9 protein-coding genes are annotated in these 11,940 nt (G+C 69.6%); 3 read left to right on the top strand and 6 right to left on the bottom strand.

Annotated features, from left to right (window positions below; genetic code table 11):
• Positions 1 to 437, top strand: a 437-nt coding sequence (locus ACFYP3_RS25955) for an integrase core domain-containing protein (protein WP_388836988.1), incomplete at its 5' end; no start/stop codon positions are given.
• 37 nt (positions 438 to 474) lie between these two features.
• On the opposite strand, the gene ACFYP3_RS25950 is transcribed toward ACFYP3_RS25955, so the two are convergent.
• On the bottom strand, positions 475 to 1,518 hold the full coding sequence (locus ACFYP3_RS25950) for a mechanosensitive ion channel family protein (RefSeq protein WP_388837009.1): 1,044 nt from the start codon (positions 1,516 to 1,518) through the stop codon (positions 475 to 477).
• A 69-nt stretch (positions 1,519 to 1,587) separates the two neighbouring features.
• On the opposite strand from ACFYP3_RS25950, the gene ACFYP3_RS25945 reads away from it, so the two are divergent.
• Positions 1,588 to 2,157, top strand: a complete 570-nt coding sequence (locus ACFYP3_RS25945) for a dienelactone hydrolase family protein (RefSeq protein ID WP_388836985.1) — start codon at positions 1,588 to 1,590, stop codon at positions 2,155 to 2,157.
• 85 nt (positions 2,158 to 2,242) lie between these two features.
• Here ACFYP3_RS25945 and ACFYP3_RS25940 read toward each other — a convergent pair whose 3' ends face one another.
• From ACFYP3_RS25940 to ACFYP3_RS25920, 5 genes are all read right to left on the bottom strand, one after another.
• Positions 2,243 to 3,193, bottom strand: a complete 951-nt coding sequence (locus tag ACFYP3_RS25940; RefSeq protein WP_388837006.1) for a zinc metalloprotease — start codon at positions 3,191 to 3,193, stop codon at positions 2,243 to 2,245.
• Between the two features lie 243 nt (positions 3,194 to 3,436).
• A complete protein-coding gene (locus tag ACFYP3_RS25935) occupies positions 3,437 to 5,101 on the bottom strand; it encodes an alkaline phosphatase D family protein (RefSeq protein ID WP_388836982.1) in 1,665 nt (554 codons plus the stop codon).
• A gap of 130 nt (positions 5,102 to 5,231) precedes the next feature.
• On the bottom strand, positions 5,232 to 6,026 hold the full coding sequence (locus tag ACFYP3_RS25930) for a thioredoxin domain-containing protein (RefSeq protein ID WP_388836979.1): 795 nt from the start codon (positions 6,024 to 6,026) through the stop codon (positions 5,232 to 5,234).
• Between the two features lie 76 nt (positions 6,027 to 6,102).
• The gene (locus ACFYP3_RS25925; protein WP_388836976.1) at positions 6,103 to 6,792 is read right to left on the bottom strand and encodes a hypothetical protein; all 690 of its coding nucleotides are present in this window, start codon (positions 6,790 to 6,792) and stop codon (positions 6,103 to 6,105) included.
• 62 nt (positions 6,793 to 6,854) lie between these two features.
• Positions 6,855 to 8,180: a DUF2252 domain-containing protein gene (locus ACFYP3_RS25920; RefSeq protein WP_388836974.1), complete on the bottom strand. Its 1,326-nt coding sequence runs from the start codon at positions 8,178 to 8,180 to the stop codon at positions 6,855 to 6,857.
• Positions 8,181 to 8,346: 166 nt separating this feature from the next.
• On the opposite strand from ACFYP3_RS25920, the gene dnaE reads away from it, so the two are divergent.
• A complete protein-coding gene (gene dnaE / locus ACFYP3_RS25915) occupies positions 8,347 to 11,889 on the top strand; it encodes a DNA polymerase III subunit alpha (protein WP_388836971.1) in 3,543 nt (1,180 codons plus the stop codon).
• Positions 11,890 to 11,940: the final 51 nt, after the last annotated feature.

Below are 11,940 nucleotides of genomic sequence, written 5' to 3'. Positions count from 1 at the left end.
ACATCCATTCCGCCGTCGACGACCACTCCCGCCTCGCCTACAGCGAGGTCCTGGCCGACGAGCGGCAGGACACCGCCGCCGGCTTCTGGCAGCGGGCCAACACCTTCTTCGCCAACCACGGCATCACCGTCGAGCGGGTCCTGACGGACAACGGCTCCTGCTACAAGTCCAAGCTGTTCACACAGACCCTGGCCTCGGCCGGCATCACCCACAAGAAGATCCGGCCCTACCGGCCCCAGACCAACGGCAAAGTCGAACGCTTCAACCGCACCCTGCTGGACGAATGGGCCTACCAACGGCCCTACCAATCGAACGACGAGCGAACCAGGGCCCTGGCAGACTTCCTCCACACCTACAACCACCACCGCTGCCACACCGCACTGGGCGGCCACCCACCCATCACCCGCGTCAACAACCCTCCGGGTCAATACACCTAGGCCGCGGAGCAGGCCTGCCGTGCGTCCGGCCGGCGGGTCAGGCGTCCGGCCTCGGGGTGGCCCCGGTGGTGGTGATGCGGGGGAGGGCGTGGGGGTGGTGGGTGACGAGCCAGTTGATCAGGCGTTCGCGGACCGCGCAGCGCAGGGTCCACAGGTCGTCCGCGTCCTTCGCCGTGACCACCGCGCGGACCTGGACGGTGTGCGGTGTGGTGTCCGTCACGGCCAGGCCGCCGCCGCGGCCGTCCCACTCCGGGAGGTCCTCCAGGATCTGCCGGAGCTGCTCCCGCATCAGGTCGAGCGGTGCGCTGTGGTCCAGGTGCCAGAAGACCGTGCCGGTCATCTGCGCTCCGCCGCGCGACCAGTTCTCGTAGGGCTTGCTCGTGAAGTACGACACCGGCATCGTGATGCGGCGCTCGTCCCAGGTGCGGACGGTGAGGAAGGTCAGGGTGATCTCCTCGACGCGGCCCCACTCCTCGTCGACCACCACCGTGTCGCCGATGCGGACGGTGTCGCCGAAGGCGATCTGCAGGCCGGCGAAGAGGTTGCCGAGCGCGGCCTGCGCGGCGATGCCCGCCACGATGCCGAGGACGCCCGCGGAGGCCAGCATCGAGGCGCCGAACGTACGCATCGGCGGGAAGGTCAGCAGCATCGCCGCCGCGGCGACCACGACCACCACCGCCGTCACCACCCGCTGGATCAGCGTGACCTGGGTGCGGACCCGGCGGACCCGGGCGTCGTCCTCGGTCACCGCCGCGTAGCGCGCGTACGTCGAGTCGACGGCGGCCGACGCGATGCGTACCGCCAGCCAGGCCACGGAGGCGATCAGCACCAGCGTGAGGAGGCGGCCGACGCCGAGGGGATGGTCGGGGAGGACTCCCGCCCACCGGTAGGAGCCTCTGAGCAGCGAGGCGCAGAGCACCACCTGGAAGGGCGGCCGGCAGCGGCGCAGCAGGCCCCACAGCGGGGTCTCGGTGTGCCGGGCGTCGGCCCGGCGCAGCAGCAGGTCCAGCAGCCCGCCCGCGATCAGGGTGGCGACCAGCGCGCCGCCGATGACGAGGGCGGGGCGAAGGAAGTTCTCCATCTCCATGGGAGGAACGTAGCGGGAGCGGTCCGCGGACACCTTCCGTTCGGGGGCTGGCACGATGGAGGCATGAACATCATGCTTTTCCACTCGACGTACGGGCTGCGGCCCGCGGTGCACGCGGCGGCCGACCGGCTGCGCGCGGCCGGGCACCAGGTCCAGGTGCCGGATCTCTTCGAGGGACGCACCTTCGAGACCGTCGAGGAGGGCATGGCCCACCGGGACGAGATCGGCCGGGACGAGCTGTTGAAGCGCGCGGTGCTGGCCGCCGCCCCCCACTCCGACCAGGGCCTGGTCTACGCGGGCTTCTCCTTCGGCGGCTCCGTCGCCCAGCACCTGGCGATGGCCGACGAGAAGGCGCGCGGGCTGCTGCTCCTGCACGGCACGGCGGACCTGGAGGAGGACGCCTCGGTGGACGAGCTGCCGGTGCAGCTGCACATCGCGGACCCGGACCCCTTCGAGCCGCACGACTGGCTGACGGCCTGGTACCTGCGGATGCAGCGGGCCGGGGCGGACGTGGAGGTCCACAGCTACCCGGGCGCCGGGCACCTGTTCACGGACCCGGAGCTGGACGACTACGACGCGGAGGCCGCGGAGCAGCTGTGGAAGGTCGCGATCGGCTTCCTCGACAGCCTGTAGGCGGATGGACGGCCGCCGGGCGGGCGGTACGGGAAAGGGCACGGTCCGGCGGATGCCGGGCCGTGCCCTTCGTCGTGGCAGGGGGTCAGCCTGCGCGGTACGCGGTCCAGCTGCTGCTCATGCGGGCCACCTGGCCGGCGGTGAACTGGTACATGCAGGAGTCGTACGTGTAGTCCATGAAGTTGTGGATCGGGTCCACGCCGGACTTGCTGGTGCAGCTGTCGCGGCCGGTCGGGCACTCGAAGGCCGCGGACTTCTCGGCCGGGGTGTCGGAGACGTAGTCGCCGTTGCCGTTACAGCCGCCCTGGAAGGTGTGGTAGAGCCCCATCCAGTGGCCGACCTCGTGGGTCGCGGTGTCGCCCTCGTTGTAGTTGGCGGAGGAACCGCCCGGCAGCGAGGAGTCGAGCACGACCACGCCGTCCATCTTGGGGCTGGAGGCGTAGGAGGTCGGGAAGGTCGCCCAGCCGAGCAGCCCGCCGGAGAGGTTGGCGGTGTAGAAGTTCAGCGCGCCGGGGCCGCCCTTGCGCAGGGTGTTCTTCATGTTCGTCTCGGCCGTGGAGCCGTCGGCCAGGTTGTACCAGCCGGCGTTGTCCGTGTAGTCGGTCCCGGCCAGGGTGAACTGGAAGTTCGTGTTGACGTTGCCGGTGCCCTGGCCGCCGTAGGCCGCGTTGAGGACCGCCAGCTGGTTGTTGATCTGGGTGGACGTCAGCTTTCCGGTGGTCCCGGAGTGGATCACGTGGAAGTACACCGGGATGGTCGTGGCGGCCTCGGCGGCGCGCAGGCTGCGCTGCGGCTGGTTCTTGAGGGCCTTGTCCAGCTTCGCCTTCAGGTCGGTGTCCATGACCTGGGCCTGCGCGTCGGTGATCGCGTTGGGCTCGTTCGCGTGCTCGTCGTGCACGCGGCTCACGCGGGCGTTGGCGGCGCCGGCGGCGGGCTGCTCGGCGCACTGCTCGGCGGGGGCCTTGGCTGCCGCGAGCGTGGTGGGGGCCGCGAGCGGGGTGAAGGCCAGGGTTCCGGCCAGAACCGCCGTGCCCATCAGGCGGCGGCGAAGAAGGGGGGATATGCGGGCAATTGCGCGCACGTGTGCTCCTCGCGGGTGGGGGGTGGTGGGGGGTGGTGGCCTGAAGGATCTTCTTCAGCTGGCGCGAAGCTTATGTGTGCATGACATATTCAGGTCAAGTGTCTTGCGTAAAAGATTTGTTGCCGAAAACGCACATGGGGCGCCTGGTATGAACCAGACGCCCCATGTGACGGGATATTTGACGGACAATCAGATGAATCAGTGGACGGGCTGGTACGCCCGCTCCACCTTCTGCGTCCCGTTCAGGGTCCGGTACGAGCGGGCCCACGAGGTCGTGGCGTCCTGCCGCCGCTTGTCGGACACCACGTAGTAGTCCATCTGCGAGCGCTCCGCCGTCACGTCGAGGACGCCGTAGCCGTGCGCGTCCATGTCGAGCCACTTCACGTGCCAGTTGGCGGCCTTGACGGCCGTCTCGGCGACCAGCGAGGCGGTGTCCGCGGGCACGTGCAGGATGTCGTCGATGTTGTCCGAGGTCACCGAGGTGACGACGAACTCGGTCGCGGCGGTCCCCGAACCCGGGTACGTGGCCATGTTCAACGGGACCTCGTTCGCCCACGCCATGTGGATGTCGCCGGTCAGGAACACGGTGTTCTTGACGTTGCGGTCCTTGAGGTGGCCCAGCAGCTCCTTGCGGTCGTCGGTGTACCCGTCCCACTGGTCCACGTTGACCGCTATGCCGCCCTCGGGCAGGCCGAGCAGCTTCGCCAGCGGCTTCAGCAGGTGCGCGGGCAGCGAGCCGAAGGCCACCGGCGAGATCATCACCGACGTGCCGACCAGCTTCCAGGTCGCGCTGGAGCCCGTGAGGCCCGACTTGAGCCAGTCCAGCTGGGCGCGCCCGGTGATGGTGCGCTCCGGGTCGTCCACCGCGCCGCTGCCCACCTTGGCCTGCTGCGAACGGAAGGAGCGCAGGTCGAGCAGGTGCAGATCGGCGAGGGTGCCGAAGCGCAGCCGCCGGTAGACCGTGCCCGCGATGGAGGCGCGTACGGGCATCCACTCGAAGTACGCCTGCTTGGCGGCGGCCGCGCGGGCCGCCCACTCGCCCTCCGCGCCCGGAGTGTGGTTCTCGGCGCCGCCGGCCCAGCTGTCGTTGGCGAACTCGTGGTCGTCCCAGATCGCGATGACCGGGTGCGCGTGGTGCAGCGCCTGGAGGTCGACGTCCGTCTTGTACGTGCCGTGCCGCGTGCGGTAATCGGCCAGCGAGACGATCTCGTGCTTCGGCTCGTGCTGGCGCACGACGTACTTCGCCTCCGGGTACCCGCCGGTCTGGTACTCGTAGATGTAGTCGCCCAGGTGCAGGATCGCGTGCAGATCGGTGCGGGCGGCCAGGTGGCGGTACGCGGAGAAGTAGCCGGCCTCCCAGTTGGAGCAGGAGACCACGCCGAAGCGGACCCCGGAGGTCGTCACGTCGTGGCCCGGGGTGGTCAGGGTGCGGCCGACGGGGGAGACGGCGCCGCCGGCGGTGAACCGGTACCAGTAGGGCGTCTGCGGCTGGAGCCCGCGCACGTCCACCTTGACGGTGTGGTCGGAGGCGGCGCTCGCCGTGACGGTGCCGGAGCCGACGACGCGGGAGAAGGCCTGGTCGGATGCCACCTCCCAGCCGACCTGGGTGGCCGGGCCGAGGCCGGAGCCGGGCACGGCCTCCGGCGTCGGGGTGACGCGGGTCCACAGCAGGACCCCGTCGGGCAGCGGGTCGCCCGAGGCGACGCCGTGCAGGAAGGCGGGCGCGGCCTGCGTCGCCGCGTGGGCCGCCGAGGCGCCGAGCGAGGTCAGCGGGGCCAGCGCGGCCGTGGCCGCGGCGGCGAGAACGACCGTACGGCGACGGGGAGTCGCCGCGGTCTGAGAAGGAGTGAGATGACTGGTCACGACGGGTCACATTACCGACGGGTACACCTTGGGGAATAGATGTCGGAATGCAACGGGCGGGCGAACTCTGTGAGTTCGCCCGCCCGTTGGCGCGGCCCTGCCGGGAAGCGTGTCCCGGAATGTCCGGGGATCAGCCCTGCAGGGCCTTGTCGATCGCGGCCGTGAACAGCTCCGCCGTCTGCGGGGTGTCGATCTTCTTGCCGTCCATCTTCAGCGTGGGGGTCCCCGTCACGCCGGACTTGTTGAAGGCCTTCGACATGTCCATGGCCCACCGGTCGTAGGTGCCGTCCTCGACGGCCTTCTTGAACTCGGCGTTGCCCTTCAGCGCCGGGACCGTGTCCGCGACCTTCAGCAGGTACTCGTCCTTGGCGAAGCTGTCGACGGTCTCCTCGGGGTGCAGCTCCTTGGAGTACAGGGCGGCCTTGTAGTCGAGGAAGGCCTGCGGGCTGACGTTCAGCGCCGCGCCCAGCGCGCTCAGCGCGTTCTTCGAGCCCTCGCCCTTGACGGCGTTGTCGATGAAGGTGGCGCCGAAGTACCGGAGCTTGTACTTGCCCGCTTCCACGTCCTTCTTGACCTGCTCGCCGGCCGCCTGCTCGAAGCCGGCGCAGGCCGGGCAGCGCGAGTCCTCGTACAGCTCCAGCGTCTTCTTGGCGTCGGGCTTGCCGATGACGACCGTGGTGCCGTCCTCGCCCTCGGTGTTCTTCGGCTTGACCAGCTCGGCCTTGGCGGCCTTCTCCCAGTGGTCGGGCTGGTTGGCCTGCACGACCGCGTAGCTGACGGCGCCGATCAGGCCGAGCCCGGCGAGGACGGCGCCGGCCACGATCACCTGGCGGCGCACCTTGTCCTTCTTGGCCTGGGCCTCGCGCTCGGCGCGCAGCCGCTCGCGGGCCGCTGCCTTGTTCGCGTGGCTGTTGCGTGAACTCATCGTGATCTCCGTGGGGTGTGACGTGTCGAGGGGACTGTCCTCCGGCCACCGCCGGGAGGCGCAGCCGGTACGTGCGTCAGGCGCGCGCGAGCGCGCCGAGCACGGGAGGTCCCCGCCGGCCCACGGAGTGAGCGGGGAATCGCGTACGGGCCCCGGAGCCCGCGCGGCCCGGCCGCGGCGTCCGCCGCGCCGGACGGGAGGCGACCGCCACCGACGCCCCCGCCAGCAGCAGCGGCCTGAACGCGAAGGCGGCCACCGCGCGCAGCAGCTGTCCCAGGGCCCGCTCGCCGTGGCGCAGCCACGCGGCGGCGAGCAGCCCGACCGAGACGTGGGCGCCGAGGAGCAGCCAGGGCGTCCACGGCCCGGGCGCCGCCAGCAGCGCGGCCGGATCGGTCACGGGCCCGGCCACCTCGGTCAGCGGCCCGCCCACGGGCGCGCCCCCGCACAGCTCGTCCAGGCCCATCGCGCGCAGCGGACCCGAGACGGGGCCACCGGCCGGGCCGTAGCAGAGGTGCTGTCCGGCGGTGAAGACGGTGTCGGCGGCCAGTTCCAGCGGAACGAGCAGCCCGGCGATGGGGCCGAAGCCCCGTTCGCGGCCCGCGAGCGCGTAGGCGATCACGAACACGCCGGCGAAGGCCCCGCCCACCAGCGCGGGCGGCAGCGGGACGCGGGACATGAGGACGTGCGAGCCGGCCGAGAGCAGCACGACGAGCGCGCTGAACAGCGCGGCCCGCAGCCCTCGAAGCCCCACTCCTGAGATGTCCATCGTCGCGAGTCTGCCATGCGTCCCTGTGAAAGCCGCGTCCCGGGCCCGGCCCCGGCCACGCACTACGAGGTCAGACGGCCGTTGCGGAAGAGGTCGACGAAGATCTGGTGGTCGGCGCGGGCCCGGGCGCCGTACGCGTGGGCGAAGTCCACGAGCAGCTCCGCGAAGCCCTCCTCATCGGCCGCGATCGCCGCGTCGATGGCCCGCTCGGTGGAGAACGGCACCAGGGAGTGCCCGCTCTCGGCCTCGTCGGCCGCCGCGTGCATGGTCGCCGTCGCCCGGCCCAGGTCCGCGACCACGGCCGCGATCTCCTCCGGGTCGTCCAGGTCCGACCAGTCCAGGTCCACCGCGTACGGGGAGACCTCGGCCACCAGCTGCCCGGACCCGTCCAGCTCGGTCCAGCCCAGCCACGGGTCGGCGTGGGCCTGGAGGGCGCGCTGGGAGATCACCGTGCGGTGCCCCTCGTGCCGGAAGTAGTCCCGGACGGCGCGGTCGGTGATGTGCCGGGAGACGGCCGGGGTCTGCGCCTGCTTGATGTAGATCACGACGTCGTTCTCCAGGGCGTCGCTGTGCCCCTCCAGCAGGATGTTGTAGGAGGGCAGGCCCGCCGAGCCGATGCCGACGCCCCGGCGTCCCACCACGTCCTTGACCCGGTAGGAGTCGGGCCGCACCAGCGACTCGTCGGGCAGCGTCTCCAGGTACCCGTCGAAGGCGGCCAGCACCTTGTAGCGGGTCGCCGCGTCCAGCTCGACGGAGCCCCCGCCGGAGGCGAAGCGGCGCTCGTAGTCCCGTATCTCCGTCATCGAGTCCAGCAGGGAGAAGCGGGTGCGGGAGCGGGCCGAGCGCAGCGCGCCCAGCAGCGGGCCCTCGGCGGTGTCCAGGGTGAAGGAGGGGACCTCCTCGTACTTGGCGCCGGCCGCCAGCCGGTGGATCCGCTCCCGGTAGGCGCCCGCGTAGATCCGCACCAGCTCGCCTATCTGGTCGTCGCTGAGCGCCTTGGTGTAGCCGATCAGGGCGACGGAGGCGGCGAAGCGCTTCAGGTCCCAGGTGAAGGGGCCGACGTAGGCCTCGTCGAAGTCGTTGACGTTGAAGACCAGCCGGCCGTTGGCGTCCATGTACGTGCCGAAGTTCTCGGCGTGCAGATCACCGTGGATCCACACCCGGCCCGTCCGCTCGTCCAGGTACGGGCCGCCGTGCCGGTCCCGCTCCAGGTCGGAGTAGAAGAGGCAGGCCGTGCCCCGGTAGAAGGCGAAGGCGGAGGCGGCCATCTTCCGGAACTTGACCTGGAAGGCAGCGGGGTCGGCGGCGAGCAGCTCACCGAAAGCGGTGTCGAACACGTCGAGGATCTGCTCGGCGCGCTGCTCGTCTGTCGTCTCGGGAACCGCCATGGCGGATGCCTCCTGGTGGTGCGGGGTGGATCGGTGTCGATCGCGTTCCGGACAGGTGTCCTTGGTTCTGCAACGCATGACCGTACCCGTCGGTGCCCGTGGATTGTCACCCGGTCGACGTAGGATTCAGAGCTGCCCCCTCTCTGCCCTCCGGAGGACCCCCACCGTGACCAAGCCGCCGTTCACGCACCTGCACGTCCACACCCAGTACTCGCTGCTGGACGGTGCCGCGCGGCTGAAGGACATGTTCAACGCGTGCAACGAGATGGGCATGACGCACATCGCCATGTCCGACCACGGCAACCTGCACGGGGCCTACGACTTCTTCCACACGGCCCGGAAGGCCGGCATCACGCCGATCATCGGCATCGAGGCGTACGTCGCCCCCGAGTCCCGGCGCAACAAGCGCCGCATCCAGTGGGGCCAGCCCCACCAGAAGCGCGACGACGTCTCCGGTTCCGGTGGTTACACCCACAAGACCATCTGGGCGGCCAACGCCACCGGCCTGCACAACCTCTTCCGGCTGTCCTCCGACGCGTACGCCGAGGGCTGGCTCACGAAGTGGCCGCGCATGGACAAGGAGACCATCTCCAAGTGGTCGGAGGGGCTCATCGCCTCCACCGGCTGCCCGTCCGGCGAGCTCCAGACGCGCCTTCGCCTCGGCCAGTTCGACGAGGCCCTGAAGTCGGCCTCCGAGTACCAGGACATCTTCGGCAAGGACCGGTACTTCCTGGAGCTGATGGACCACGGCATCGAGATCGAGCGCCGGGTCCGCGACGGCCTGCTGGAGATCGGCAAGAAGCTCGGCATCCCGCCGCTCGTGACGAACGACTCGCACTACACGTACGCCAGCGAGGCCGGCGCGCACGACGCCCTGCTCTGCATCCAGACCGGCAAGAACCTCTCGGACCCGGACCGCTTCCGCTTCGACGGCACCGGCTACTACCTGAAGTCCACGGACGAGATGTACGCCATCGACTCCTCGGACGCCTGGCAGGAGGGCTGCGCCAACACGAAGCTGGTCGCGGACCAGATCGACACCGAGGGCATGTTCAAGTTCCGGAACCTGATGCCGAAGTTCGACATCCCGGAAGGCCACACCGAGGTCAGCTGGTTCCGCGAGGAGACCATGCGCGGCATGCACCGCCGCTACCCGGGAGGCATCCCGGACGACCGGATGAAGCAGGCCGAGTACGAGATGGACACGATCATCTCGATGGGCTTCCCCGGCTACTTCCTCGTGGTCGCCGACTTCATCATGTGGGCCAAGAACCAGGGCATCGCGGTGGGCCCGGGCCGAGGCTCCGCGGCCGGCTCGATCGTCGCGTACGCCATGGGCATCACCGACCTCGACCCGCTCACCCACGGTCTGATCTTCGAGCGCTTCCTGAATCCCGAGCGCGTCTCGATGCCCGATGTCGACATCGACTTCGACGAGCGTCGGCGCGTCGAGGTGATCCGGTACGTGACCGAGAAGTACGGCGCCGACAAGGTCGCCATGATCGGCACCTACGGCACCATCAAGGCCAAGAACGCGATCAAGGACTCCGCCCGCGTCCTCGGCTACCCGTACGCCATGGGCGACCGGCTCACCAAGGCCATGCCCGCCGATGTCCTCGGCAAGGGCATCCCGCTCTCCGGCATCCTCGACCCCTCGCACCCGCGCTACGGCGAGGCCGGCGAGATCCGCGGGATGTACGAGAACGAGCCGGACGTGAAGAAGGTCATCGACACCGCACGCGGCGTCGAGGGCCTGGTCCGCCAGATGGGCGTGCACGCCGCCGGCGTGATCATGTCCAGCGAGACGATCACCGACCACGTACCGGTCTGGGTGCGGCACACCGACGGCGTCACCATCACCCAGTGGGACTACCCGAGCTGCGAGTCGCTCGGCCTGCTGAAGATGGACTTCCTCGGCCTGCGCAACCTCACGATCATGGACGACGCCGTCAAGATGGTGAAGGCCAACAAGGGGATCGACATCGATCTCCTGGCCCTGCCGCTCGACGACCCCAAGACCTTCGAACTGCTCGGCCGCGGTGACACCCTCGGCGTCTTCCAGTTCGACGGCGGGCCCATGCGCTCCCTGCTGCGCCTGATGAAGCCCGACAACTTCGAGGACATCTCCGCCGTCTCGGCCCTGTACCGGCCGGGCCCGATGGGCATGAACTCGCACACGAACTACGCCCTGCGCAAGAACAAGCAGCAGGAGATCACCCCGATCCACCCGGAGCTGGAGGAGCCCCTCGAAGAGGTGCTCGCGGTCACCTACGGCCTGATCGTCTACCAGGAGCAGGTGCAGAAGGCCGCCCAGATCATCGCCGGGTACTCGCTCGGCGAGGCCGACATCCTGCGCCGCGTCATGGGCAAGAAGAAGCCCGAGGAGCTGGCGAAGAACTTCGTCATCTTCGAGGAGGGTGCGCGCAAGAAGGGCTTCAGCGACGCGGCGATCAAGGCCCTGTGGGACGTCCTGGTCCCCTTCGCCGGCTACGCCTTCAACAAGGCCCACTCGGCCGCGTACGGCCTGGTCTCGTACTGGACCGCCTACCTCAAGGCGAACTTCCCGGCCGAGTACATGGCGGGCCTGCTCACCTCGGTCAAGGACGACAAGGACAAGTCCGCGATCTACCTGAACGAGTGCCGGCGCATGGGCATCAAGGTGCTCCCGCCGAACGTCAACGAGTCCGAGCCGAACTTCGCGGCCCAGGGCGACGACGTGATCCTCTTCGGGCTCACCGCGGTGCGCAACGTCGGCCAGAACGTCGTCGAGTCGATCATCAAGACCAGGAAGGCCAAGGGGAAGTTCTCCAGCTTCCCCGACTTCCTGGACAAGGTCGACGCCGTCGTCTGCAACAAGCGCACCGTCGAGTCGCTGATCAAGGCCGGCGCCTTCGACGAGATGGGCCACACCCGCAAGGGCCTGGTCGCCCACCACGAGCCGATGATCGACAACGTGGTCGCGGTCAAGCGCAAGGAGGCCGAGGGGCAGTTCGACCTCTTCGGCGCAATGGGTGACGAGGGCGCGAGCGACGAGCCCGGCTTCGGCCTCGACGTGGAGTTCTCCGACGTCGAGTGGGAGAAGTCCTACCTGCTCGCGCAGGAGCGCGAGATGCTCGGCCTCTACGTCTCCGACCACCCGCTCTTCGGCCTGGAGCACGTGCTCTCCGACAAGACGGACGCCGGAATCTCCCAGCTGACCGGCGGCGAGCACTCCGACGGCGCGGTCGTCACCATCGGCGGCATCATCTCGGGCCTCCAGCGCAAGATGACCAAGCAGGGCAACGCCTGGGCCATCGCCACCGTCGAGGACCTGGCCGGCTCCATCGAATGCATGTTCTTCCCCGCGACCTACCAGCTCGTCTCCACCCAGCTGGTCGAGGACACCGTCGTCTTCGTCAAGGGCCGCCTCGACAAGCGTGAGGACGTTCCCCGCCTGGTCGCCATGGAGATGATGGTCCCCGACCTCTCCTCGGCCGGCACCAACGCCCCGGTGGTCCTCACCATCCCCACCGTCAAGGTCACCCCGCCGATGGTGACCCGTCTGGGCGAGATCCTGCGCCACCACAAGGGCAACACCGAGGTGCGGATCAAGCTCCAGGGGCCGCGGACCACCACCGTGCTCCGCCTCGACCGGCACCGCGTGCAGCCCGACCCGGCCCTCTTCGGCGACCTCAAGGTGCTGCTCGGGCCGTCCTGCCTGGCCGGATAGCGCCACCCGCCCACCGGCGCCGCACGTACGGAAGGGCCCGCCCGGCACCGC

It is taken from the genome of Streptomyces sp. NPDC005533 (assembly GCF_042871845.1).
Taxonomy (GTDB): domain Bacteria; phylum Actinomycetota; class Actinomycetes; order Streptomycetales; family Streptomycetaceae; genus Streptomyces.
This window is presented reverse-complemented; position numbering and strand designations above follow the sequence as displayed.

What these genes read in the sequence shown, in the direction of transcription:
- ACFYP3_RS25950 (WP_388837009.1), bottom strand. Translation starts at nt 1,518, where the DNA reads ATGGAGAACTTCCTTCGCCCCGCCCTCGTCATCGGCGGCGCGCTGGTC.
- ACFYP3_RS25945 (WP_388836985.1), top strand. Translation starts at nt 1,588, where the DNA reads ATGAACATCATGCTTTTCCACTCGACGTACGGGCTGCGGCCCGCGGTG.
- ACFYP3_RS25940 (WP_388837006.1), bottom strand. Translation starts at nt 3,193, where the DNA reads ATGGGCACGGCGGTTCTGGCCGGAACCCTGGCCTTCACCCCGCTCGCG.
- ACFYP3_RS25930 (WP_388836979.1), bottom strand. Translation starts at nt 6,026, where the DNA reads ATGAGTTCACGCAACAGCCACGCGAACAAGGCAGCGGCCCGCGAGCGG.
- ACFYP3_RS25925 (WP_388836976.1), bottom strand. Translation starts at nt 6,792, where the DNA reads ATGGACATCTCAGGAGTGGGGCTTCGAGGGCTGCGGGCCGCGCTGTTC.
- ACFYP3_RS25920 (WP_388836974.1), bottom strand. Translation starts at nt 8,180, where the DNA reads ATGGCGGTTCCCGAGACGACAGACGAGCAGCGCGCCGAGCAGATCCTC.